18 protein-coding genes are annotated in these 25,665 nt (G+C 66.4%); 14 read left to right on the forward strand and 4 right to left on the reverse strand.

Annotated elements, in window-relative coordinates; genetic code table 11:
* Window positions 1–15 precede the first annotated feature (15 nt).
* The 3 genes from RBA41_RS22055 to RBA41_RS22065 all read left to right on the forward strand — a co-directional run bounded on the left by RBA41_RS22055 (window position 16) and on the right by RBA41_RS22065 (window position 4,542).
* Complete coding sequence (locus RBA41_RS22055; protein ID WP_306626398.1) at window positions 16–2,115, forward strand: TonB-dependent receptor; 2,100 nt, start codon at window positions 16–18, stop codon at window positions 2,113–2,115.
* Window positions 2,116–2,610: 495 nt separating this feature from the next.
* On the forward strand, window positions 2,611–3,978 hold the full coding sequence (gene ltrA, locus RBA41_RS22060; protein ID WP_306626399.1) for a group II intron reverse transcriptase/maturase: 1,368 nt from the start codon (window positions 2,611–2,613) through the stop codon (window positions 3,976–3,978).
* Between the two features lie 117 nt (window positions 3,979–4,095).
* Window positions 4,096–4,542 carry a hypothetical protein gene (locus RBA41_RS22065; RefSeq protein ID WP_306626400.1) on the forward strand — a complete coding sequence of 149 codons (447 nt, stop codon included), beginning with the start codon at window positions 4,096–4,098 and terminating at the stop codon, window positions 4,540–4,542.
* A gap of 58 nt (window positions 4,543–4,600) precedes the next feature.
* Here the strand turns inward: RBA41_RS22065 and tssH are convergent, their stop codons facing one another.
* From tssH to tssF, 3 genes are read right to left on the reverse strand one after another with little or no spacing between them, the layout of a single operon-like run.
* Complete coding sequence (gene tssH, locus RBA41_RS22070) at window positions 4,601–7,252, reverse strand: type VI secretion system ATPase TssH (protein ID WP_306626401.1); 2,652 nt, start codon at window positions 7,250–7,252, stop codon at window positions 4,601–4,603.
* An 18-nt stretch (window positions 7,253–7,270) separates the two neighbouring features.
* The gene (tssG, locus tag RBA41_RS22075; RefSeq protein ID WP_306626402.1) at window positions 7,271–8,281 is read right to left on the reverse strand and encodes a type VI secretion system baseplate subunit TssG; all 1,011 of its coding nucleotides are present in this window, start codon (window positions 8,279–8,281) and stop codon (window positions 7,271–7,273) included.
* Window positions 8,266–10,125, reverse strand: coding sequence for a type VI secretion system baseplate subunit TssF (gene tssF, locus RBA41_RS22080; RefSeq protein WP_306626403.1), 1,860 nt, complete (start codon window positions 10,123–10,125; stop codon window positions 8,266–8,268). Before tssF ends, tssG begins: the two co-directional genes overlap by 16 nt.
* Before the next feature lie 687 nt (window positions 10,126–10,812).
* Here tssF and tssA point away from each other — a divergent pair.
* From tssA to tssM, 11 genes are all read left to right on the forward strand, one after another.
* Entirely contained in the window at window positions 10,813–11,850 is a 1,038-nt protein-coding gene (gene tssA, locus RBA41_RS22085; RefSeq protein WP_306626404.1) for a type VI secretion system protein TssA, read from the forward strand.
* A gap of 37 nt (window positions 11,851–11,887) precedes the next feature.
* Window positions 11,888–12,388: a type VI secretion system contractile sheath small subunit gene (gene tssB / locus RBA41_RS22090; RefSeq protein WP_306626405.1), complete on the forward strand. Its 501-nt coding sequence runs from the start codon at window positions 11,888–11,890 to the stop codon at window positions 12,386–12,388.
* Window positions 12,389–12,409: 21 nt separating this feature from the next.
* Window positions 12,410–13,912: a type VI secretion system contractile sheath large subunit gene (gene tssC / locus RBA41_RS22095; protein ID WP_374709585.1), complete on the forward strand. Its 1,503-nt coding sequence runs from the start codon at window positions 12,410–12,412 to the stop codon at window positions 13,910–13,912.
* 86 nt (window positions 13,913–13,998) lie between these two features.
* Window positions 13,999–14,505, forward strand: coding sequence for an Hcp family type VI secretion system effector (locus RBA41_RS22100; protein ID WP_306626406.1), 507 nt, complete (start codon window positions 13,999–14,001; stop codon window positions 14,503–14,505).
* A gap of 74 nt (window positions 14,506–14,579) precedes the next feature.
* Complete coding sequence (tssE, locus tag RBA41_RS22105) at window positions 14,580–15,077, forward strand: type VI secretion system baseplate subunit TssE (protein WP_306626407.1); 498 nt, start codon at window positions 14,580–14,582, stop codon at window positions 15,075–15,077.
* Window positions 15,077–15,466 carry a DUF4280 domain-containing protein gene (locus tag RBA41_RS22110; protein ID WP_306626408.1) on the forward strand — a complete coding sequence of 130 codons (390 nt, stop codon included), beginning with the start codon at window positions 15,077–15,079 and terminating at the stop codon, window positions 15,464–15,466. Before tssE ends, RBA41_RS22110 begins: the two co-directional genes overlap by 1 nt.
* A gap of 33 nt (window positions 15,467–15,499) precedes the next feature.
* Window positions 15,500–17,491 (forward strand): type VI secretion system Vgr family protein, encoded by a 1,992-nt coding sequence (locus RBA41_RS22115; protein ID WP_306626409.1) that lies wholly within the window; start codon window positions 15,500–15,502, stop codon window positions 17,489–17,491.
* A gap of 10 nt (window positions 17,492–17,501) precedes the next feature.
* Entirely contained in the window at window positions 17,502–18,698 is a 1,197-nt protein-coding gene (gene tagH / locus RBA41_RS22120) for a type VI secretion system-associated FHA domain protein TagH (RefSeq protein ID WP_306626410.1), read from the forward strand.
* A 39-nt stretch (window positions 18,699–18,737) separates the two neighbouring features.
* Window positions 18,738–20,072 (forward strand): type VI secretion system baseplate subunit TssK, encoded by a 1,335-nt coding sequence (gene tssK / locus RBA41_RS22125; protein ID WP_306626411.1) that lies wholly within the window; start codon window positions 18,738–18,740, stop codon window positions 20,070–20,072.
* A 14-nt stretch (window positions 20,073–20,086) separates the two neighbouring features.
* Entirely contained in the window at window positions 20,087–21,415 is a 1,329-nt protein-coding gene (tssL, locus tag RBA41_RS22130; protein ID WP_306626412.1) for a type VI secretion system protein TssL, long form, read from the forward strand.
* Window positions 21,412–24,798 carry a type VI secretion system membrane subunit TssM gene (gene tssM / locus RBA41_RS22135; protein WP_306626413.1) on the forward strand — a complete coding sequence of 1,129 codons (3,387 nt, stop codon included), beginning with the start codon at window positions 21,412–21,414 and terminating at the stop codon, window positions 24,796–24,798. The genes tssL and tssM overlap by 4 nt, the downstream gene beginning before the upstream one ends.
* Here the strand turns inward: tssM and RBA41_RS22140 are convergent.
* Window positions 24,740–25,546 (reverse strand): helix-turn-helix domain-containing protein, encoded by an 807-nt coding sequence (locus RBA41_RS22140; protein WP_306626414.1) that lies wholly within the window; start codon window positions 25,544–25,546, stop codon window positions 24,740–24,742. The two genes, tssM and RBA41_RS22140, sit on opposite strands and share 59 nt — an antisense overlap.
* Window positions 25,547–25,665 lie beyond the last annotated feature (119 nt).

Here is a 25,665-nt window from a genome sequence, read left to right on the forward strand (position 1 = left end):
TTCCGTGCTATTCCCATGGCCTGTATGACCATGATCGCCACCGTGGCCCTGCCGGCAATGGCCCAGACGCCCGTCGAGACCATGAAAGAAATCACCGTCAAGGCCGCTGCCGAAACGGCGGACAGTCTTCCCGCGGCCGCGCCCGGCGGCAAAGTCGCCAAGGGCGCCCGTCTCGGCGTGCTCGGCAACGTGAGCGTGATGGACACGCCGTTCAACATCACCGCCTACACGTCCCAAACCATCGCCGACCAGCAGGCCCAGACCATCGGCGCGGTGCTCAAGAACGACCCGTCGGTACGCAGCACCACCAACGAAGGCCACCTCGTCGAGAATTTCAATATCCGCGGTTTTGGCGTGGGTTCGGGATCGATGGCGATCAATGGCGCCTACGGCCTGGCCCCTGAGCAAAACACCCCGACCGAGATGTTCGAGCGCGTCGAAGTGCTCAAGGGTCCCGGCGCGATGATGATGGGCCTGCCGCCAGCGGGCGATGTGGGCGGCGCGGTCAACCTGGTGCCCAAGCGCGCCGGCGCCACCCCGCTGACCCGCGTGACGACCACGGTTGCGACCAAATCGAACGTCGGCGTGCACGCCGATGTGGCGCGCCGCTTTGGCGCGGACCAGAGCCTGGGCGTGCGCGTCAACGGCGTGCTGTCCGGCGGCAAAACCTGGCTGGACCACCAGACCAAGCGGCGCGAGATCGGCCACGTGGCCGTCGACTACCAGGGCAAGGGCTGGAACGTGGAAATGGACGCCTACTCGCTGACCAACAAGGTGCGCAAGGGCGCGCCGATGCAGCCTGTCCTCACCGGCTGGACCCGCGTGCCGAAGGCGCCGCACGGCTCCACCAACTTCTTTTACGGCGAAGATGTGTACGGCAACACCGAAACCCAGGGCCTGATCGTGCGCGGCCAGGTCGAGCTGGGTGCCGGCTGGAGCGCCTTCGCCTCGGCCGGCACGGCCAAGCACGCGTATGACGGCTTCATCTTCGGCACCCGTCCGGTGCTGCCGGTGTCGGGCGGCGACAGCGGCAAGGCCACCGGCACGGCCTACAACTCGTGGGGCGAGTACGAAACCACCACCTTCGAAACGGGCGTGCGCGGCCAGTTCGCCACCGGCGCCATCGCGCACAAGGTCACCGTGGCGGCCAATGTGATGAATTACGAAGGCGGCAGCCGTGGCAACGGCACCTTGGCCATCAACAGCAACATCTACAACCCGACCCCGATCATCATGCCGGCCGGGAAGGATGCATCGACCTACAGCCAGTTCAACGACGACGTGATGACCGCGGTCAGCGTGGCCGATTCGATGTGGTTTGCCGATGGCAAGCTGCAGCTCACCATCGGCGCGCGCGCGCAAAAGGTGCACCAGAAGCTGAGCAACTACGAAGAAACCGCCGTCACGCCGCTGGCCGGCGTGGTCGTCAAACCGTGGGGCGAGAACGTCTCGCTGTATGCCAACTACGTGGAAGGCCTGAGCGCCGGTACCACCGTCAAGGCGCCGTATGCGAACGAAGGCGAAACGTTCAAGCCGTACAAGTCGAAGCAGGCCGAAGTCGGCGTGAAATGGGCGACGAATACCTTGACGCAAACCTTGAGTTTGTTCCAGATCAGCAAACCGGCGCTGATCGAATCGAACAACCGCATGACGACCGACGGCGAGCAGCGCAACCGTGGCGTGGAGTGGAATGTCTTCGGCAAGGCCGGCAAGGACATCACCTTGCTCGGTGGCGTGGCCTACACCAAGGCCGAGCAGACCAGGACCGCCAAGGGCCTCAATCAGGGCAAGGCGCAGTTCGGTATCCCGCGCCTGACGGCCAACATCGGCGTCGATTATGCGATTGCCGCGGTGCCAGGGCTGGAACTGAGCTCGCGCGTGAACTACACCGGTTCGCAATGGCTGTCGCAGGACAATACCCTGAAGCTCGATTCGTGGACGACCCTCGACCTGGGCGCGCGTTACGCGACGCGCTTTGGCGCGATGCCGGTGGTGCTGCGTGCCTACGTGACCAACGTGGCCGACAAGGAGTACTTTGAAAGCGCGTGGGGAGCAGGGCGTGTGAACCTGGGCGCGCCGCGTGCCGTGCGCTTGTCGGCGGCGTTCGATTTCTGATAGCTTATGCTGGCGCTGTGCCCTGTTGCTGTCCGGTAGACGGCAACAGGGCGTGAGCAGTTCATCAGGCCCGCCATGCAGCGGGCTTTTTTACGGTGCGCCCAGCATGGGCGTGCTCCTGTGGGTGCAAGTCCCGCCGCGAGCTGACCACAGTGAGCGAAGTGAAGCGCAACTGCATGAGGGCAACCGAGTGTGGAAAGGAAGCGTGGAGCGTAAATCATGAGCCGATGGACAAGAATCGCATAGAAGGCGCTGCCAATCAGGGCGAGCGGGCCGTAAACCGCGAAGCTCTTGTGGTCAAGGAGAAGTGGCGTAAATGCGGCGGTTGTGTGGTGAAGGAGTGCGGCCCTTACCTGGGGACGCCCCGCCTTGTGCCTGAAAGGGCGACGACGAGAGTCGGAGCGGGGTCTCAGCAGAGGTCATAGTAGTTGGTGGTAGCGCCGGGAAGGCTCGACCCCGCCGACGAAGGACCGAACGAGTAGGAGTGAATCCGATATGTCGATGCAGAAAGCACAGCGTCAGATGCCTGCGAAAGCGGGGCGGGAAGCCGCAGGGCATGGTGAAGCCATGCTTGACGCTTTCAGCGACGAAGCGTTCTGCCCGCGACATGCAACCGGAGACACAGGGTCAGCGCTGCTGCAAGCGGCGCTGACGACAGAGAACCTGCGGCGGGCGTTCAAGCGTGTACGCGCCAACAAGGGAGCAGCGGGCGTGGATGGGCTGGACATTAACCAGACTTCACGCCTTCTGGCGATCGAGTGGCCGAACATCCGTGAACAACTGCTGACAGGGACGTATCGGCCTCAGCCGGTACGTCGGGTGACGATCCCGAAGCCGGACGGTGGCGAGCGCGAGCTTGGCATCCCGACGGTAACGGATCGCCTGATCCAGCAAGCACTGCTACAGGTGCTGCAACCGATACTTGACCCCACCTTCAGCGAACACAGCTACGGCTTCCGTCCGGGTAGGCGTGCGCAAGATGCGGTCTTAGCCGCCCAAACGTATGTCCAGTCCGGTCTGAAAATCGTGGTTGATGTCGACCTGTCGAAATTCTTTGACCGGGTCAACCATGACATCCTGATTGATCGCCTAAGGAAACGCGTTGACGACGTCGGAGTGATCTGGCTGGTCCGTGCCTATCTGAACAGCGGCATCATGAATCATGGCGTGGTGCAGTCACGCGATGAGGGCACGCCGCAAGGCGGGCCTCTCAGTCCGTTGCTTGCCAACGTGATGCTCGATGAAGTAGACAAAGAACTGGAGCGGCGCGGTCATCGCTTTGCGCGCTACGCCGACGACGCGAATGTATATGTTCGCAGTGTAAAGGCGGGTGAGAGGGTAATGGCGCTGCTGCGGCGCTGCTATGCCAAGTTGCACCTCGTGGTCAACGAAAGCAAGAGCGCGGTGGCCAGCGTCTTTGGTCGCAAGTTCCTCGGTTACAGCCTGTGGGTGGCGCGTGGGGGCGAAGTCAAACGCAAAGTGGCCGAAAAGCCGCTGAGCACGTTCAAGCAACGCATCCGCGAGCTGACCGGCCGTTCCGGCGGGCGCAGTATGGCGGAAGTGGTACAAGCGCTGCGCCCTTACATGCTGGGGTGGAAAGGATACTTCCAATTGGCGCAAACGCCTGGGGTATGGCAAAGACTCGATGAATGGCTGCGTCACAGGCTGCGAGCCATCCAGCTCAAGCACTGGAAGCGCGGAACTACCATGTATCGAGAATTGTTAAAGCTGGACGCCCCGCCTTCGGTGGCCAGGCAGATAGCAGCAAACAGCCATCGCTGGTGGCACAACAGCGCCAAATTGCTCAACAGCGTGCTCACCATTGCGTACTTTGATCGACTTGGTGTGCCGCGCCTGTCTTGACCTCAACTACTCGAACCGCCCGGTGCGGACCCGCATGCCGGGTGGTGTGGCAGGGGAGCGGCCATTGCCGCCCCCTATGCCGATTGTTACTTATCTTCAGTCGAAAGGGCTGGCACCATGGAAGCGAAAATCGAGTTTGTCAAAAACTGGTCGGATGACGACATGTCGCAATTGACGATCTCGAGCTGCGATGGCGCGTCCCGATTTTCTCATGAGGTGTATGTCGGCCATGAGCAGCTGCGCAATGCCGTGCGCGGACTGGATGCATTCAAGGACGACGTTTACGGCGGCATGTATGACCTGCGTTTCGGCACCTTTGGCCCTGACTTTGCCGCCGGCGCCTTTCATGCGCGCTTTCAGTTCGATCAACATGCGGACCTGCTTATCACGGTGCATGCGCAATCGCGGTTCGTTGAGTTCCCCATCAATCAAGTGGCAAGTGAGATAACGCTTTACCTCACAGCGCTGCCCAGCCAGCTCGACGATTTTGTCCGCGCCTTGCGCGCCGTGAGCGACGGGCATGCCGACAGCGCCACCCTCGACGCAGCCGGGCCATATTTTTGACACCATGCGACCTGCCGTCGCAGCTGGGCTATGATCTTGCGGGCCCTGGTCCCTGAGCTCATTGCTGAATATACGCGAACTCTCCATGCGCGACCCCGACCTCGATGTCGGCCAGGGCGCTGCCTTCCATCGTCCTGGTGAGGAACTGGCGGCTGATATCGGGCAGCATCGAGTTGGTCAGGATCGCATCGATCATCCGTCCGCCCGACTCGCTCTCGGTACAGCGCTGCGTCACCAGCTCGACCACCGCATCGCTGTAGCCGAACCGGATCCCGTAACGCTGCTCGACCCGCGCCTTGATGCGGTCCAGCTGCAGGCGGATGATCTGCTCCAGCATGGCCGGCGCCAGCGGATAGTAGGGAATGCTCACCAGCCTGCCCAGCAGCGCAGGCGGGAATACCCGCAGCAGCGGGCAGCGCAGCGCCGCGGCCATGGCATCCGGCGTGGGCCTGGCCGCGCCATCGCGGCATAGCTGCGCGATCACGTCGGTGCCGGCATTGGTGGTCAGGATGATCAGTGTGTTCCTGAAGTCGATCACGCGGCCTTCGCCGTCTTCCATATAGCCCTTGTCGAACACCTGGAAAAACATCTCGTGCACGTCGGGGTGGGCTTTTTCGATCTCGTCGAGCAGCACCACGGAGTAGGGCTTGCGCCGCACAGCCTCGGTCAGCACGCCGCCTTCGCCATAGCCCACATAGCCCGGCGGCGCGCCCTTGAGCGTGGACGCCGTGTGCGCCTCCTGGAACTCGCTCATATTGATCGAAATGAGATTATGCTCGCCGCCGTACAAAGCCTCGGCCAGGGCCAGCGCGGTCTCGGTCTTGCCCACGCCCGAGGTCCCGGCCAGCATGAACACGCCGATCGGCTTGTTCGGGTTATCGAGTCCCGCGCGCGAGGTCTGGATGCGCCGGGCGATCATTTCCATCGCATGATCCTGCCCGATCACCCGGCGCGCCAGCACGGCCGCGATGCCCAGCGTCGTTTCGACGTCGTTTTTCGCCATGCGCCCGACCGGGATGCCGGTCCAGTCGCCCACCACCGCGGCCACGGCCTGGTAATCGACCGTCGGCAGGATCAGCGGCTGCTCGCCCTGAACGATGGTGAGCTCCTGCTGCAGGGCCTTGAGCTGCGCAGTCATCGCATCGCGGTCACTCTCCCCGGATGGCGGCGGGACGCCGTCGCGCAAGGTGGCGCGCAGGGCAAGCAGCTGGTCGACCAGCGTGCGTTCGGCGTCCCAGCGCGCCTCCAGCGCCGCCAGCCGCTCCCGTTCGAGGCCGAGCAGGTCGTTGGCGCAGTTGGCGCGGTTGCCGGTGTCGATGCCGATGGCGCGCTCGCGGCCGACGATGGCCAGCTCCGTCTCCAGCGCCTCGATGCGCCTGCGGCTGTCGTCCACCGCGGCCGGCGTTGCGTGCAGGCTGACCGCCACGCGCGCGCAGGCCGTGTCGAGCAGGCTGACGCATTTGTCGGGCAACTGGCGCGCCGGAATGTAGCGGTGCGACAGCTTGACCGCCGCGTCCAGTGCTTCATCCAGGATCTGCACGCGGTGGTGCGCTTCCATTGTCGCCGCCACGCCGCGCATCATCAGCAGCGCGCGCGCCTCGTCCGGCTCGTCGACCTGCACCATCTGGAAGCGCCGCGTCAGGGCTGGGTCCTTCTCGATATGCTTTTTGTACTCGGCGAACGTGGTGGCGCCAATCGTGCGCAGGGTGCCGCGCGCCAGGGCGGGTTTAAGCAGGTTGGCCGCGTCGCCGGTGCCGGCCGCGCCGCCCGCGCCGACCAGCGTGTGCGTCTCGTCGATGAACAGGATGACCGGCTTGGCGCTGCCCTGGACCTCGTCGATGACCGCGCGCAGGCGTTGCTCGAATTCCCCCTTCATGCTGGCGCCGGCCTGCAGCAGGCCGACGTCGAGCATCAGCAATTGCACCTCTTTCAGCGCCGGCGGCACGTCGCCGCGCGCGATGCGCTGGGCAAAGCCTTCGACCACGGCGGTCTTGCCGACACCGGCCTCGCCGACCAGGATGGGATTGTTCTGACGCCGCCGCATCAGGATGTCGACCAGTTGGCGGATCTCGTTGTCGCGCCCGACGATCGGGTCCATCTTGCCCTCGCGTGCCTGCGCGGTCAGGTCGACGGTGAACTTTTTCAGCGCTTCCTGTTTGCCCATGGGGCCGGGCACGATGGCGCCGCTGGTCACGCCCGGCGCCACGTCCACGCCATTGCTGGCGGTGAGCTGTGCCTCGGGCGACTGCGCCAGTAGCGCCGCGAAAGCATCTGCCAGGTCGTCGGCGCGCAGCTTGTCGAACTGGCTGGAGATGGCGAGCAGCGCGTGGCGCAGGTTGGCGGTCTTGAGCATGCCGATCAGCAGGTGGCCGGAGCGGATATGCGTGTCGCCGAACAGCAGCGTACCGTACACCCAGGCCCGTTCCACCGCCTCGTCGAGCCGGGACGACAGATCCGTCACCGACGTGGCGCCGCGCGGCAGCCGGTCCAGCGCCGCGGTCACGTCGCGCGCCAGGGCGGCCGCATCCAGATCGTAGTGCTCCACGATGCGGCGCAGGTCGCAGTCCTGCTGCAGCAGTTGATGCAGCCAGTGGACCATCTCCACATACGGGTTGCCGCGCAATTTGCAGAACACGGTACTGCTTTCGATCGCCCGGTAGCACAAGGTATTGAGCTTGCCGAACAAGGCAACACGACTGATGTCGGCCATGATTCTCTTTCGTTGGTGTCAGCCCGCGCGGGGCTGGGGGTTGATAAGCAGTTGATCCGCGTCGCGTGAAGGTGTGGCGCTGGCGACGTAGCTGGTCCAGCCCAGGCGCGTGGCCGCACCAAGACGCAGGCCCGGCACCTCGTCCCGGGCAAGGATCAGGCGCACGTCCCAGTCAGGCACCGTGCCGGCGTACAGCCTGACCCAGTCGGCCAGGCGCCGCATGCTTTCACCGCCCGGGAGCATGCGCTTGTAGTCCTGGAGGGACAGGGGGCCGAACACGATGCGGAACTTGTTCTGGCAATCCCACACCTGGCGCCCCAGCACCGTCGACTGGCCCAGGCGGTTGCCGCGCTCACGCGCGCCAATGCGGGTCTGGCTGTCGTCCGGCAGCGGCATCCAGTGGCCGACGAACTGCTCGATCCGGACCGGCAGGCCGAAATAGTCGCGCAGCAGCGTCACCAGCCCGGCGGCCGGGCGCGCGCGATTGGCCAGCAGCCCGGCCATGTGCAGCTTGGCGGTGTCGCCGATGCTGTCGCGCCCCTTCATGGCGGGTGAGCCGATGCCGCACAAACTGCCGACATAGCCGGCAAAGCGGTCGCTCTGCGGACGGTCGAAGCCGACCACCGGTTCGGCGCAGGCGCGCGCACGGTAGAAGAGGGACAGCATTCGATGATGAAACAGGTCGGCAAACGCTGCCAGCGTGGTATCGCCAGCGTTGCGTACGCGTTCGCGCGCATGCTCGGTCAGGTGCAGGGGCAGGGCGCCGCCGGGGCCGAACATGCCGAAGAAATTGACGGCCAGGCGGGGCAGTACGCGCGATCCGGCCGGCACGTAGGCGCCGACGGCGCTCGCCTGGAACGTCAGCACCGGGTCCTGGCCGAAGCGTACCGCGTCGTCCCCGGCCCGCAGCGAGGCGCCGATGCGCGGCTTGTGCGGATGGGCGTTTTCGATCAGGCGCAGGATCTGGAAAAACTCCATGCCGGGTGCGCCCGCCTGTAATTGGACGTCGAGCGCTACAGGATCGCGCATACGCCGCTGCTGGCGGGCCAGCGCATGACCTCCCCGCGCCCCACGGTGCGGATCACCGTTTCGGTGAACGAATTGATCGACACATACTGGGCAAAAAAGCGGTTCAGCACCGCGCCGAGCAGAAAGGCGCCGCTGCCTTCAAAGGCGGCATCGTCCAGCGTCACGGTAATTTGCAGGCCGCGGCCAAAGGCGATGGGGCCGGGCGCGGACAGGCGTCGCGTTACGGTGGTCGAACTCACCGAGCGCAGGCCTTCGATCTGGCGCTGGCCTTGCAGATCACCCGGCTGGCAGTACAGCGACAGCAGTTCGCGCAGGGCCACCGCGCCATGTTCCGGATCGCTGTCGACCAGCGACAGGTAGTTCAGGGACAGGTGATTCATCAGGCGCCAGGTTGCGCTGCCGTCGGCGAACGAGGGGAACGGACGGCTTGGCCCGGCCACCACGCGCGCTGCCGTGACCGGCGCATCGGTGTCGGCGACCAGGTCGGTTTTCCCGAGACCGAGCGGCATCGACAGCGGCAGGTCGCGGTTGGTGCACCACAAGGTCAGGCCGAGCTGGCGCAGGTCGGCGCGGTAGGGCGCCTCGGCGGCATCGACAATCGCGATGTACGTTTCGCTGCCGATGTAGCTCGAACGCGGCCCGTGTTGCTTTTGACGCTGCGACAGGGCACGCCGCTCGCGCCGGATCTGGAAGTACGCGCGGCCATCGCCGCCATCCTTGGCGCAGTAGAACGGCAGGAAGGCCTGCTCCGCGCCGGCGCCGCTGCCATACCCGGTGACGCGGTCGATGTGGTGCACTTCGTAGTCGAGCGGGCGGGTGCGGTCGACCAGGACGTGGTATTCGAACTTGTCGTCGGCGACGTTGATGCGGTCGGCGCGGCGTGGAAAAAGATTGGCGGCCGGCGTGCAATTGAGCGCGAAGTGGCTGGCGTCGAGCGCCTGCTCAAGGTGGGCGTCGGTCCGGTTGAGCAGCACGATGATGTCGATCTCGGTCTCGTCGCAGTTCCGCAGCGCGCCTTGCAGCTGGCCGATTTCGACGAAGTGAAAGCGCTGCGGGAAGGCGAAATACTCGCGCAGCAGGCGAAAGCCGTCGAAACCGCGGCCGCTGCCCGGCAGCAGCGCCTCGTCTTCTTCCAGTCCCACTGGGCGCAGCGCGCTTTTGGGCAGCAGCTTGTGCCAGCGTGCCGGGCGGGTAACGGGCAGCACCAGAACGCCCTCGATCCCGGCCAGCATCGCCTCGTGTATGCGGGCCGGCATGGCATCGCTGCCGCGCAGATGCAGCGCCACGGTGTCGAGCGCCAGATCCTTGAAAGGCATGTCGCCCGTGGTGCGCAGGCGCAGCCGGATGCCGGCCTTGACGCCGTGAGGCAGCGCCACGTCGAGCGTGCCGCTGTGCGTGAAAAAATTCGCGGCCACCAGTTCGATCGGCCACAGGGTCAGCGCGTGTGCACTGCGGTATTCGCAGGCGGTGGCGTCGCCCTTGCCAAGCACGCTGCGCATGGCGGTGCCGCGCGCGACCGCCACACCGGCGGCAAGGGCGGGGTGCGACAGGTCGGGCTGCAACTGCACCACCGCCATCGACGGCGTGGGGGCGAGCAGCTGCGGGTATACCAGTTCGGCCAGATGCTGCGTGAAGCGTGGGAATTCGGCGTCGATCTTCATCTGCACGCGCGCAGCCATGAAGCTGAACCCTTCCAGCAGCCGCTCCACGTACGGGTCGGCACATTCGAACCCATCGAGGCCGAGGCGGCCTGCAATCTTGGGATAGTCGCGCGCGAATTCGCCGCTCATCTCGCGCAGGTGGTGCAGCTCCTGGCTGTAGTAGCGCAAAAAGGCGGGGTTCATGAGGGACGCCGGGCGGAGCGGCTGTTGTGGCGGTTCAGCATGGCAAAGCGCTCCTGGGTTGAGTTGGTGACCGAGTTCTCACAATGTCCGGTGCCTGTGGCGCGGTCAATTGTAGAGCGGCTATCAAGAGCAAGAGCGCTAATTGTTCTAATTGTTCTAACCGTTCTTAATGGTTCTAATATTCTTGGAGGTGCAGTCCGAACTCGGCTACCTTCGATCCATCAGTCACGTGTTTTGCGTGCAATCGGCAACAAGCCTGAAGTAAAAATGAGACTGATCACATACCGTTCGAGGGGCGGCTCCTGCCACCCCTCGAGGCGCCCGCAATGGTGTTATCCGAAGTTGAACGGGGCAAGATACTTCATACGCCACCTGCTCCTACCTATCCTGGACGGGCTCGATATTCTCGGCACCATGACGAAAGATACCGACTTCGATCGTCCGAGCGTCGATGGGACGAAACGCCGCTCATATACCGGTGCGGAGCTACGCTTCATTTATAGTCAGACGCGATAGTGCCGCCGAATCGTTCAGCGCCGGCACGAACCGCGTTGCTGATAGATGTGCGGATTCCTAATGGTTCTAATAGTCGTTGGAAGACGCCGCCGCTGCGGATATCGTGGATTCATCGACGGCACGCATTACCGTGCCGACCACTTAAACGAACACCGTGCTTGATCACCCTCCATGGCCGAATCCGACAACATCGCGACCTACCCGACGCCAGCCGGCGAGCTTGACGAACGAACGTCCTGCGGCCCGAACCTGGAATACGACGCCGACTTCCTCGCGCTCGAAGAACTCATGCGCGGCAAGCCCGAGGTCCAGTATGGCAAGACCATCGTGGCGGCGGTGGAGCCGGAGTGGAAGGCAGTCGAATCGCTGGCAACCGCCTTGCTGGAACGCAGCCGCGATCTGCGCATCGCCTGCCCGCTGCTGCGCGCATCGCTCGCCTTGCACGGTCTGCGCGGACTGGCCGACGGCGTCACGCTGATCGACAAGCTGCTGACCGAGCACTGGGACGATGTCCATCCTCAGCTCGATCCGACCGACGATATGGACCCGACCTTGCGCGTCAATTCGCTGGCCATGCTGGCCGACGGCGACGCAGTCGCAGGTGCCGTCAAGGACATGCTGCTTCTGACCCTGCCAGGCGTGGGCGCGCTGACGGTGCGCGAGCTCGAAGTCGCCAATGGCGACCTCACGCCACGGCCGGGCAGCGACAAGCACACCATGTCGACCCTGGAGCGCGCCATCGGTGAACTGGCGCCCGCACCGCTGGAACAGGCAGCCAGCGACTTGCGCCACGCTCACGGCAAGGCGCTGGCGATCGAAGCGCTGTTGATGCACAAACTGGGCGCCGTCAACGCGCTCAATCTCGGCCCGTTGACCCGGCCCCTCAAGCGCGGCCTCGATTTTCTCGATGCCGAACTGGCGCGGCGCGCGGCGCTGCTGCCGCAAACAGTCGCCGGGCCGTCCGGTGCTGTGACACAGTCAGTGCCCGACGGCGCCATCGCCAGCCGCGCCGACGTGTTGCGCATGCTCGAACGGATCTGCGCCTACTACACGCAATCCGAGCCATCGAGTCCGGTGCCGCTGCTGCTCGACCGCGTCAAGCGGCTGGTGCCGATGAATTTTCTGGAGGCGATGCAGGACCTGGCGCCGGATGGCGTAAGGCAGTTGTTGGTCGTTAGCGGTTCGTGCGAAGACGCGGCGGAGCGCTGAACGTTGCAGTGTTTATCTAATCATCAAGGAGTGGACCGTGGGTAGTCAGAGTAGCCAAAAATTCATCGGGCGTAATCGCGCGCCTCGTGTGCAGATCGAATACGACGTGGAGGTGTATGGCAGCGAAAAGACGGTGCGCCTGCCCTTCGTCATGGGCGTGATGTCGGACCTGTCGGGCCAGCCCGCCGAGCCGCTCGCGCCCGTGGCCGAGCGCCAGTTCCTTGAAGTCGACATCGACAATTTCGACGAGCGCCTCAAATCGATGAAGCCGCGCGTGGTGCTGCAGGTACCCAACACCCTGACCGGCGAAGGGAATATGGCGATCGACATGACGTTTTCCTCGCTCGACGATTTCTCGCCGGCGGCGATCGCCCGCAACGTCGAACCGCTCAAGGCCCTGCTGGAAGCGCGCGCCCAGTTGTCGAACCTGTTGACCTATATGGACGGCAAGACCGGCGCCGAGGAATTGATCGCCCGGCTGCTGCAAGAGCCGGCCCTGATGCAGGCCCTGACCGCAGCACCCAAGCCGCAAGAATAAACAGACAACGGAGCGACGACCATGGCAGAGACAGACGTAGAAACAAGCGCTTCAGCGCAGCAGGGCGGTGCGACGCTCGACATGAGCGACTTTGGCGCCTTGCTGCAAAAGGAATTCAAGCCCCAGTCCGACCGGGCCAAAGAAGCGGTCGACAATGCGGTGCGCACCCTGGCAGCCCAGGCCCTGGCCGGCACCGCCCTGGTGTCCGACGACGTGCTGGGCACCATCGAAGGCCTGATCGCGGCGCTCGACAAGAAACTGAGCGACCAGATCAACGCGGTGCTGCATGCGCCGCAGTTCCAGGCACTGGAAGGCGCCTGGCGCGGCCTGCACCACCTTGTCAACAACAGCGAGACCGACGAGAGCCTGAAGATCCGGGTGATGAACGTGTCCAAGAACGATCTGAGCAAAACGCTCAAGAAGTACAAGGGCGTGGCCTGGGACCAGAGCCCGATCTTCAAGAAGATGTACGAGGAAGAATACGGCCAGTTCGGCGGCGAGCCGTTCGCCACCATCGTGGCCGACTACTACTTCGACAACAGCCCGCCCGACGTCGAACTGCTCGCCGCCATGGCCAAGGTGGCAGCGGCCTCCCACGCGCCCTTCCTGGCCGCCGCCGCGCCGTCGGTGATGCTGATGGAGTCGTGGCAGGAACTGGCCAACCCGCGCGATCTGACCAAGATATTCCAGACGCCGGAGCATGCCGCCTGGCGCCTGTTCCGCGAAACCGAGGATTCGCGCTACGTCGGCCTCGCGATGCCGCGCTTCCTGGCGCGCCAGCCGTACGGCGCCAAGTCCGACCCGGTCGAAGAATTCGACTTCGAGGAAGATACCAGCGCCCCGGGCAGCAAGAACTACACCTGGGCCAACGCGGCGTATGCGATGGCGGTCAATATCAACCGCAGCTTCAAGGAGTATGGCTGGTGCTCGCGCATCCGCGGCATCGAATCGGGCGGCGCGGTCGAAGGGCTGCCGGTGCATACCTTCCCGACCGACGACGGCGGCGTGGCCATGCAGTGCCCCACCGAGATTGCGATTTCCGACCGGCGCGAGGCCGAACTGGCGGCCAACGGCTTCATGCCGCTGGTGTACAAGAAAAATACCGATTTCGCCGCCTTTATCGGCGCCCAGTCGCTGCACAAGCCGGCCGAATACGACGATCCGAATGCGACCGCCAACGCCAACCTGGCGGCGCGCCTGCCGTACCTGTTCGCCACCTGCCGCTTTGCCCACTACCTCAAGTGCATCGTGCGCGACAAGATCGGTTCCTTCAAGGGCCGCGACGAGATGGAGCGCTGGCTGAGCAACTGGATCAACCGCTATGTCGATGGCGATCCGGCCAATTCGAGCGAGCGCACCAAGTCGCAAAAGCCGTTGTCGGACGCCGAAGTGATTCTCGAAGAGGTCGAGGGCAATCCGGGCTATTACACATCCAAGTTTTTCCTGCGTCCGCACTATCAGCTGGAAGGCTTGACGGTGTCGCTGCGGCTGGTCTCCAAGCTGCCGTCGGCGGCAGGGGCATAAGGTTTGGCAGGAGCGTGAACCGGGCATGGCGCCCGGTCCTTTCGTAGCACAACGCCGGCGAGCGCCGGCATCATAAGGAGTGAAAAATGGCTGTAGATATGTTCCTGAACCTGGGCGATAACATCAAGGGTGAAAGCCAGGACAAAGTGCAGGGCCCCTTGGGCGACGTCGACATCCTGGCGTGGGGCTGGGGACTCCAGAATTCCGGTTCCTTCCATGGCGGCGGCGGCGGCGGCTCGGGCAAGGCATCGGCGCAGGACCTGTCGTTCACCAAGTATCTCGATACGGCATCGACCGGGCTGATGATCGCGCTGACCAAGGGCTCGCATATCCCCGTGTGCACGCTTCTCGTGCGCAAGGCCGGCGAGGGCCAGAAGCCCTACCTGAAAATCACCATGTCCAAGGTCCTGGTCACGTCGATTTCGACCGGCGGCAGCGGCGGCGAAGACCGCCTGACCGAAAACGTGTCCCTGCACTTCGCCGAAGTCAAGGTCGAGTACTTCATCCAGGATCAGAAAGGCGATACTAAAAACAAGGGCGAATTGACCTGGAATATCGCCGGCAACGACGCGAACGGAAAAGCGGCAGCATAAGGAGTGCGCACTCCCGGGCCACCCGGACCCGGGAGTGCGGTTGATGTGGCATCACCTGTTGGGAGAACCGAACCATGCCTGAACTGGCACCCCGCGAACGCTTGCAGCCGTCGCTGCTCGACCGCCTGACCGACCTCGCGCCGGACCAGACATCCGAGCCGCGCGAGCAGCGCGTGCTGTGCATGGCCGGGCTGCGCCGCGCCGTGCTGCGCGACCTGACCTGGCTGCTCAACGCCAGCCGCCTGTTCCCGCGTGCCCAGCCCGGCGTGCCGCGCCATGTGCACGACAGCGTCCTCAATTACGGCATTCCCGATATTTCCGGCGTCAGTCTCGACGGCCTCGACCTGGCCGGCCTTGAGCAGGGCATCCGCCAGGCCATCTGGGATTTCGAGCCGCGCCTGCTGCGCAATTCGGTGTCGGTCAGCGCGGTCGCTTCCGCCGCCGACGCCAGCAACACCATCCTGTTCGACATCTGCGCGGAACTGTGGGGCCAGCCCTTTCCCGAACACCTGTACCTGAAGACGGAGCTCGATCTCGAGCGCGGCACCGTTCATCTGATTGAAAGAAGCTGATGGCCAGCCAGATTTCCATGGGTGCGATGATGACCTGCACCTTCGGCGTCGCGCCGTCAACCCTCGTGGTACTCCCCAAAAACAAGGTGCTGGCCGAAGGTCCGCCCGCCGCCAACATCATGGACCACATCCCGATCGTGAACATTCCGCCCTTCGGCATGTGCAATTCGATGGGCAACCCGATGGTGGCCGCCGCCACTGCCGCCGCGCTGGGCGCGCTCACGCCCATGCCCTGCATTCCCGTCACCAGCGCGCCCTGGGTGCCGGGCGCGCCGACTGTCTTGCTGGGCAATATGCCGGCCCTCGACAACCTGTCGAAGTGCCTGTGCAACTGGGGCGGGGCGATTGCCTTCACCACCGCCGGGACCATCAAGACGATGATTCCCTAGACCCGCGACCGCACCGACATCGCCAGGAGCCCCATGCCAGACACGCAAGCCAATCGAGACGTTTCCGTCAGCACCCCGCTGGGAGCGGACGCGCTGCTGTTCCACCGCATGAATGGAACGGAGCGGCTGGGCCGTCTGCCGGAATACCGCTTGCAGCTGTTCAGCACCAATCACGCCATCAGGATCGACGAAGTGCTGGGCAAGTCGCTGACCGTGCGCCTCGATCTCGCCGACGGCAAGGAGCGGTACTGGAACGGCATCGTCACGCGCTTCGGCATGACCGGCTGGAACGACAAGTTCGCCGTCTACGAAGCGACCGTCCATCCCTGGCTGTGGCTCCTCAAGCGCTCCTCGAACTGCCGCATTTTCCAGAACCGCACCGTCATCGAGATCGTCAAGGAAGTCTGCGCGGCGCCGATCTACGGTGGCCTGGCCGACCTGTCGGGCAAGGGCTTGAGCGGCGAATACCCCAAGCTGCCGTTCTGCGTGCAATACCGCGAAACCGACTTCGATTTCGTCTGCCGCCTGCTCGAACACGCCGGCATCTACTTCTACTTCACTCACGACAGCAGCCGCCACACGATGGTGCTGGCCGACTCGTATGCCGCGCACAGCACCATCGCCGGCTACGGCGCGCTGGCCTTTTGCGGCGAGAGCGGCGCCAATGCCGCCGACCGCGAAAGCGTGCAGACCTGGTCGGCGGCGGGCGAAATCGCCTCCGGCGCCTATGTGCTCAACGACTACGACTTCGAAAAAGCCGCCGCCAGCGCCAGCGGCAGCCTGCTGGTGCGGGCGCGCGCGGCCGCCTCCACCCAGCCCCTGTACGAATTGTTCGATTATCCGGGCACCCACGCCAGCGCCCAGGAAGGCGAAGCGCTCGCGTTGGGGCGCATGGAAAGCGTGCACGGGCAGGGTGAGCAAGTGAGCGCGGCGACCAATGCGCGCGGCTTGTACCCGGGCGGCTTGTTTGGTTTAAGCGGTCACCCGCGCGCCGATCAGAACCGCGCCTACCTCGTCACCGCGACCGAGTTCACCATCGAAGGCGACGACTACGCCTCGGCCGCCATGTCGCGCCCGTTGCGCGCGCTGTGCCGCTTTACCGCCATCGGCGCCGATCATGGTTACCGCCCGCTGCCGCATATCGCCAGGCCGCGCGTGCAGGGGCCGCAGACGGCCATCGTGGTCGGCAAGCCGGGCGAGGAAATCTGGACCGACAAATACGGCCGCATCAAGGTGCAGTTCCACTGGGACCGCGACGGCCAGGACGACGACAAGAGTTCGTGCTGGGTGCGCGTGTCGCAGGCCTGGGCCGGCAAGGGCTGGGGCACGATGTTCATTCCGCGCGTGGGCATGGAGGTCGTGGTCGACTTCCTGGAGGGCGATCCGGACCGTCCGCTGGTGACCGGCTGCGTCTATAACAGCGACGCCATGCCGCCGTACACCCTGCCGCAGCAGCAGAGCCGCTCCACCATCAAGTCGCACAGCATCGACGGCAGCGGCTTTAACGAGATCCGGCTGGACGACAAAAAGGACGCCGAGGAGATTTTCGTGCAGGCCGAGAAGGACTATCTGCGCGTGGTCAAGAACAACGACACGCTCAAGGTCGGCCACGACAGGAAGGACAAGGGCGACCAGACGATTTCGATCCACAACGACCAGCAATCGGAGATCGGTCACGATCAGCAGTGCAAGGTCGGCAACGACCAGCGGCTGGAGATCGGAAAGGACCAGGGCGTGACGATCAAGGCCGACCAGACGCTCGATGTCGGCGGCAAGCAGGCGGTCGATATCGGCGGCGACCAGACCGTGTCTGCCGGTAAAAGCATGGTCCTCAAGGCGAATTCCTCGATCGAACTGAAAGTCGGCGCCAGCAGCATCAAGATCGAGCCGGGCAAGATCACGATCAAGGCACCGGAAGTGCTGGTGCAGGCCGACGCCAACCTGACCGTGAAATCGGGCGCGATGGCGAGCATCAAGTCGGGCGCGATCATGTCGATCGAAGGCGCTTTGGTGAAGATCAATTGAGGAGCCATCGATGTCACTGACCTTGCGCATCCTCAGCTACCTCGGCGACGCGCCGGGGCTGCCGGCCACGTTTTGCGTGGGCCACGCCGGCGCCAGCGTGGGCCGCGCGCCCGGCTGCGCGGTGGCGCTGCCGGACCCCGGCCAAATTATCTCGCGCGAGCACGCCCGTGTCATTTTCGAGGCCGGCCGCTACAGCCTGACCGACGTGGGCCGCAATCCCAGCGCCATCAACGGCCGCCCGCTCGATAGCGGCGAGTGCGCGCCGCTGGCCAATGGCGACCTGCTGACCATCGGCGACTACGTGCTGGCCGTCGAGCTGGAACCGGTGGCCCAGGCGCCGGCCATCCTGGCCAGCCATGCATTGGCCGGCCTGGAGGCGGCCGCGAGCACCAACATCCTGGACCTGATCGGCGCATCCGCCGGCGCCGATGGCGACGATCCGCTTGGCCTGCTGACGGATGGCTGGCGCGCGCCCGACAGCGGCGCCGCCGAATTCGACCACGTCGCCGCGCATGCGATCCCGATGCAACAGGTACGCCTGTGCAGCGCGCCGCGCATGCTCATCCCCGACGACTACGATCCGCTGGCCGACCTGGTGCCTGCCACCGACAGTGGCGAGCGCGCCGTGCTGCATGCCCTGTTGACCGGCATGGGCCTGTCCGACACCGCATCGGCGCAGCCGGCCACCGAACTGGCGCACCTGGCCGGGGTGATGCTGCGCCAGGCCATTGCCGGCGCGATGGCCGTATTGAAGGCGCGCGCCGCCGGCCGCCGTGACGCGCGCTACGACGTGCAGGTGCTGCCGGAAGAAACGCGCAACCCCTTGCTGGCCTGCCCGGATGCCGAGAGCGCACTGGCGCACCTGCTGTTCGCGCCCGACATTGGCGCCATGGGCGCCGGCAAGGCCATCGCCAGCGCCTTCGACGGCGTGCGCTGCCACGAGGCGGCCATCGAGGCCGGCCTGCGCGCCGCGTTGGGCGGCGTGATCGCGCGCCTCGACCCGGAGCGCATCGCGGCCGATGCCGGGCCGGCCGGCGCGCTCGCCCGGCTGCTGCCGGCCCAGCGCGAGGCGCGGCTGTGGGAACGCGCCGTGCATGCCCACGACGACCTGGCGCTGGCGGCGCGGCACGACTTCGAGCAGTTGTTCGGCGCGCCGTTCGCCGCCGCCTACGACGCGCGCCTGCGCAAGATGCAGGGCGACCGATGAGCGGCGCCCCTTTTATCCGACCACCCTGGAACCCGAACCATGTCATGCAACCGTAAAGTCGTCTGGTCCGAGGGCATGCTGCTGCAACCGCAGCACCTGCAGCAGCACGACCGCTATCTGCAACACCAGCTCGATGCGCGGGTGCGCGCCCTGGGCCCCTACGGCTACGGTTTTTCAAGGCTCGCCATCGACCTCGCCCAGCTCGCGTCCGGCCGCATTGCGCTGACCTCCTGCGCCGCCGTCATGCCCGACGGAACCGTGTTCAGCTTGCCGTGCGACGAAGAATTGCCGCTGCCGCTCGACATCCCCGAGGATGCGCGCGACGTGCTGGTGGTGCTGGCCGTGCCCCTGCGCCGCCCCGGCGTCGACGAGGTCACGCTGGACGGCAGCGCGCCCGACAATTACGCGCGCCATGCCACGGCCGAGCAGGAGGTGCGCGACAGCACCGGCCTGGACAGCAGCGCGCTGGTCCAGGTCGGCAAGCTGCGCCTGCGCCTGATGCTGGCCCCGGACGCGGCCAGCGCCCATGCCTGCCTCGGCGTGGCGCGCGTGATCGAACGCCGTCCCGACAAGCAGCTGGTGCTCGATACCGATTACCAGCCGCCCAGCCTGGACCTGCGCGTGGCGCCCTATCTGCGCGGCTTTGCCGACGAACTGCTCGGCCTGCTGCGCCAGCGCGGCGACGCCCTGGCCCAGCGCCTCGGCCAGCCGGGTGCGGCGGGGGCTGCCGAGATTTCCGATTTTTTGATGCTGCAAATGATCAACCGCGCCGATCCGCTGTTCGCGCATCTGGCGGCCACGCCGCTGCTGCACCCGGAAGCGTTTTATCGCGCCGCGCTGCAACTGGCGGGCGAATTGCGCAGCTTCGGGGCTGGCGAGCGGCGCGCGGCGCGCTATCCGGCCTACCGCCACGACGATCTGCACGCCAGCTTCGCGCCGCTGATCGAAGACCTGCGCCAGGCGCTGTCGCTGGTGCTGGAGACGCAGGCGGTGGCACTGCCGCTCGACGAGCGCCAGTATGGCATCCGCGTGGCGCTGCTGCGCGATGCCGAGCTGGTCAAGTCGGCCACGTTCGTGCTGGCGGTCAACGCCCAGGTGCCGGCCGAGACGCTGCGCCTCATGCTGCCGCGCCAGATCAAGATCGGTTCGGTGGAAAGCATCCGCGACCTGGTCAACCTGCAACTGCCCGGCATCGGCCTGCGCCCGCTGGCGGTGGCGCCGCGCCAGTTGCCCTTCCATGCAGGCTTTACCTATTTTGAACTGGAGCGCGGCGGCGACTCCTGGCAGCAGTTGAGCAGCTCGGCCGGCTTCGCGATGCATGTGGCGGGCGACTTTCCCGGCCTGCAGATGGCGTTCTGGGCGATCCGGACCTAAACGAAAGGCATACCGTGCTGCAACTCGATAAACAGGGCGCCGCGCCGCCCGACTGGGAACAGACCGTCTTGCGGATCGATGACGAGGCGCCCCGGCGCGCGCGCACCGCCCGCACCGCCGCAGCGGCGAAGCAGGTGCCGCTGGCGTTCGTGCCGGGCGCGCAGCCGTTTTCGTCGCCGTGCTGGCCGAATACACTGGTCGGGCTGGCCACGCCCCTGCTGGAATTCGCCCTCCACGTGCGCGCCAGCAGCGCCCATGTCGACCTGTCCGCCCTGCGCCAGCAATTGCTGCAGGCGATGCAGCGTTTTGCCGTCGATGCCGGGCAGCATGGCATCGCACCGGCCACCGTGGCGGGCGCGCAGTATTGCCTGTGTACCTTGCTCGACGAAACCATCTCGGGCACGGCGTGGGGCGGTAACGGCGCCTGGGCCAGCCATAGCCTGCTGGTGCATTTTCACAACGAAGGCTTCGGCGGAGAGAAATTTTTCCTGATCTTGCAGAAGCTGTGCCAGGACCCGCAAGCCAACCTGGCCCTGCTGGAACTGATGTATCTGTGCCTGGCCCTGGGGCTGGAAGGGCGCTACCGCGTCATCGACGGCGGGCAGGCGCGGCTCGACACCATTCGCCAGCGTCTGCAAGTGTTGATCCGCAAGGAGCGCGGCGCTTGCGAGCCTGCCTTGTCGCCCGACTGGCAGGCGCAGGCAGTGGTGCGCCCGCCGGCGCGGCACAAGGCGCTGGCGCTCGTGCTGGCGGCGATGCTGGCGGTCTTGCTGGGACTGGGCGGCGCGGCCCGCATGACGCTCGATCGCAGCGCCGACCCGGTCGCCGCCAGCCTGGCCGCGCTGGCGGTGCGCAATGCGGCGCCTGCGGTGGCCATCGCACCCGTCGCCGCCGCCGCGCCGCGCCTGGCCAGCCTGCTGGCGGCCGACGTCGAACGCGGCCTGCTCAGCGTCACCGACGGCGCCGGGCAGTCGACCATCGTGCTGCACGGGGAGGGCGTGTTCGCCTCGGGCAGCGCCGACGTCGCCGCACCGTTCCTGCCGCTGCTCGAACGCGTCGCCGGTGCGCTCGCGCCCTTGCCGGGGCGGGTGCTGGTGATCGGCCATACCGACGATGTAAAAAGTGCCTCGCCGCGCTTTCCATCGAACCAGGCGCTCTCCGGCGCGCGCGCCGCCACCGTCGCGGCGCTGCTGGCGGCGCGCGCGGCGTCGGCGGAACGCTTCACGGCCCAGGGACGCGGCGAGAGCGCACCGCTGGTACCCAACGACAGCGCGGCCAACCGCGCCCGCAACCGGCGCGTGGTCATCATCCTGGCGCGCGACAACCACGAGGTAAGCCCATGAAACGATTGCTGCGTCTTTTTGTCTCCCTTCCGGGCCTGGCGCTGGTGGCGCTGTTGCTGCTGGCCGTGGCGATCTGGACCCAGGCGCCGCTGCTGGCCTTCAATGGCACGGTGCCGTTTGCATCGCCACGATCGCGCGTGCTGGCGATCGTGGCACTGCTGGCCGGCTGGCTGACTTATATGGGTGTGCGCTGGGGCCGGGCGGTGCTGGCGCGGCGCGCGGCCGGGTGTACGCCGGAACCGGAGCAAGTGGCCGCCGAAGCCGAACGGCGTCTTCTGGCACAGCGCTTGCGGGCGGCGCTGGCGCTGGGCCGCAAGGGACGCAGCCGATGGGCTGCGCCGCTGCCATCGTATCTGCTGCTCGGTGACGCCGGCAGCGGCAAAACCAGCATGCTGGAACAGTGCGGCCTGACCATGGCGCTGGCGCAGGCACGCGCCGGGCGCGCCCTGGCGCCGACCGCTCGCTGCGAATGGCGGGTCAACGGCGCGGCGCTGCTGCTCGATATGCCCGGGCACGACTGCGTGACCGATGGCGCGGCCTGGAGGGAGGTGCTGGACTTGCTGCGCAGGAAGCGGCGCCGGTGCCCGGTCGGCGGCGTGATCGTGGTGCTGAGCGCCGCCGCCATGCTGTCCCAGGGCGCGGCGGCCAGGCGCACCCAGGCGCATGCGATACGCTCGCGGGTCGACGAATTGCAGCGCCAGCTCGGCATCGTCGTGCCGCTGTACGTCGTGGTCAGCAAGTGCGATCTGCTGCCCGGATTCGACGCCTGGTTCGACGCCCTCAGTGAACATGAGCGGGCCCAGGTGTGGGGCATGAACTTCCCGCTCGGGCCGTACGCCCCCGGCGAGGGTGTCGACACGCGCCTTGGCGCACTCGAACACCAGCTGAGGTCACGGTTGATCGAGCGCATGCAGGGCGAAGGCGACGACACGCGGCGCGCGCTGCTGTTCGGCTTTCCGCAGCAGTTTTCCATCCTGGGCGGCGCCGTGCGCGCCTTCCTGGACGAGGCGTTCCAGCCCGGCGAGTTTGGCGACGAGCTGATGCTGCGCGGGACCTATTTTGTCAGCGCGGCGCCGGCGGCAGGCAGCTTCGGACCGGGCGCGCGCAGCTATTTCCTGACCCGCCTGTTGCGCGATCTGGTGTTCCAGGAGAGCGGCTTGAAAGCCCACAGCGCCGGGCGCGAGCGGCGTCGGCGCCTGCACGGGCGCATCGCGCTGGCGGCGAGCGGCCTGATCCTGCTCGCCGGCACGGCCGGCCTGGCGCGCAGCTATGCGGCCAACCGCGCCTATGTGCAGCAGGCAGCCGGCCAGACCGTGCTGGCCCAGCAGGCGGCGCACGCCGTGGTCCCGGCCGACCGCACGCTACTGGCGCCCCAGGCGCTGCTCGACGCCGTGTGCATCATCCCCGGCGGCAATGTTTCCTTATCGGGGTCTGACCCCGGTTGGGAAACATTGCCGGAGCGTGAGGCCGGGGTGCCGCTGCTGATGCGCCTCGGCTTGTACCAGGGCGAGCGCCTGGGCGCGGCGGCGGACGGGGCCTACCGCCGCCTGCTGCGCACCGCCTTGCTGCCGCGCGTGCAGGAAAAGATGGAAATCGAACTGCGCCGGGGCGCCGCGCATGACAGCGACTATCGCTACGAATTGCTGCGTGTGTACCTGATGCTGGGCCAGCCGCAGCATCGCGATGCGCAAGCCCTGCGCAACTGGGCCGCCCGCAACCTGGACGACGCCGCGCCGGCCGCGCGCCATCTGGCGGCCTTGTTCGCGCCGCGCACGCTGGACGGCGCGCCCGTGCAACTGGACCGGCAACTGATCGCCGCCACCCGCCAGGAGCTGGACGCCATGCCGCTCGCCGAGCGTGTCTACAAGCGCCTGCGCCAGGCGCCGGCACTGGCCGACCTCGACCTGGCCGCGTCCGCCGGCCCGGGCCTGACCCAGGTGCTGGCGCGCCGCAGCGCGCTGCCGTTCTCGCGCGGCATCGCCGGGATGTACACGGTGGCGGGCTACACGGCCTTCCTCGGCCTGCTCGACCAGGCGGTCGCCGCCCAGGCGGCCGACAGCTGGGTGCTGGAGCGGCCCGACGCGCTTTTGAAGGCTGCCGTGCTGCGCCTGTATGCCGACGACTACATCGCCCAGTGGGACGCGCTGCTGGCCGACATCACGCTGGCGCCGCTCGAGAGCATCGACGGCGCCGTGCGCGCCCTCAATGCGCTGGCGGGGAGCGAATCGCCGCTGCGCAAACTGCTGCAGGCCGCGGCCAGCCAGACCCGCCTCGATGGCGTGGGACGTGCCGTTGCCGGCGGCGCCGGCGGTTTCGCCTTGCAGCAGGCGGTGCGGATGACGGGCAAGCGGGTCCAGGCGGCGCTATCGGGGCCGGCAACGCCGCCGCCAGCGGCCATCACCCCGCCGGCACACCCGGTCGACCTCCATTTCGCGCGCCTGCACCGCTTGATGGCGCCGGGTGCGGACAAGGTCAGCGAATTCGACCGGCTGATGGAAACGGTGAAACAGGCATCGACCGAGCTGGCCGCGGCCGGCCTGGCGCAGCAAAGCGGCCAGCCCATGCCGGCCGGCGCCGCGCTGGCCGGGCTGCAGCAATTGGGGGAGGGCTTGCCGGCGCCTCTGGCGGCCCTGCTGGCGACGGCGCATGGCAGCGCCGCCGGATTGACGCTCGACAACGAACATGCGCGCCTGAACGCCCTGTGGCAGGCCGGGCCGGCGCGCCTGTGCCGCAGCGGGATCGAGGGACGCTACCCGATGGTGCGCAACGCCACGGTCGACGCCAATGCGGACGATTTCGGCGATTTTTATGGCTACGGCGGCCTGGTCGATGTCTTCTTCGACAAGCATCTGGCCAGCCATGTCGATACCGGGGCCGGGCGCTGGCGCCTGCGTGCCGGCCACAGCAGCCGTTTGGGGATCGGGCAGGCGGTGATCGATGAATTCCAGCGCGCCGCCCGTATCCGCGATACCTGGTTTGCCGATCGCGGCAAGCGGGTGGCGATGCGCTTTTCCCTGCGCCCGCTGGACCCCGACCCGGCCGCGGCCAGGGCAGTGCTCGATATCGAGGGCCAGATCCTCAGCCATGGGGCCGCCGGGGCACCCGCCGCGGCGCGCTTCCAGGTGCCTGGCGGCAAAGGCAGCGAGCAAGTGCGGCTGCTGCCCGGGTCCGCCGCCGGCGCGCCCTTGCACACCGAGGGGGCCTGGGCCTGGCTGCACATGCTCGACCTGGGGCGCCTGGAAAAAACCGCGCAAGCCGACCGCTTTGAGCTCAGTTTCGAGGTCGACGGGCTGGCCCTCAGGTACGAACTGAAGGCCAGCAGTGTCAACAACCCGTTTCAGCGCGAGATTGTCGAGGCCAGCCGCTGCCTGACCCGCTTGTGAGATAGTCGCCGCACTGCAGCGGGGCGCGGCCGCTGGTGTGACGCAAGGCGTAGCCCTGGCGGTAAATGCTGACCAGGCCCAGCGCGCAACCGCTCAGTTGTTCGAGCTTCAGACGCAGCTCGAAGATGCCGACCCGGATATTGCTGCGCGTATCAGCCTTGCCCTGGGTCTGGAAGAATTCGGACAGTTCGCCAAAGGAAACCACGCCACCCGTGCGGCTGAGAAACAGATCGACCAGCATGAATTCGGTGCGGCTCAGTCGGATGGTGCGCTCCTGGAATGCCACCGAGAGCGACGCGGCATGCAGCGTCAGCGAGGGCGCGGACGCGAATGGCGCTCGCGCCTTGGCCGGGTCGAGCCCGCTGTGGCATGGCGTCACCATGCGCTGCAGCAGCACCGATGCGCGGCGCAGCAGGTCGGTCGGGCTGACCGGCGCGAACACCCAGTCGGCCGTCAGCGCCAGGCTGCCGGTGGCGCCGGGCGGGGGCTGATGGGCGTCGACCGCCAGGATCAGGGGCGCCGGCCAGAGGCGCTGGCCAGCCATGCCGCGCGCCACGCGCTGGGCCGGGGCGATGGCGTCGAGCAGTGCGTGTTCGCGGCTGTCGACCAGCAGGATATTGGCCACGCCGGCATCGCACACGAAGCCGGCACTGCCGCCGTGCACATTGAGTACCGAGACGTCGAGTCCGCTGAACGCAAGCAGCTCATTGCAAGCGGCAGCGGAGCGAAACTCACGAATGTTCTCCATGCAGCTTTCATACAATTGTTTTCCGCCAACATAAATATGTATGCGCATAATTATCCTTGTGATTATTTTTGATACGGCGGCAGTCTCTTGGCCGTCGCGCCGGTCGCGAAGGGCGAGCG

This window comes from Massilia scottii (assembly GCF_030846495.1).
GTDB lineage: Bacteria > Pseudomonadota > Gammaproteobacteria > Burkholderiales > Burkholderiaceae_D > Telluria_A > Telluria_A violaceinigra.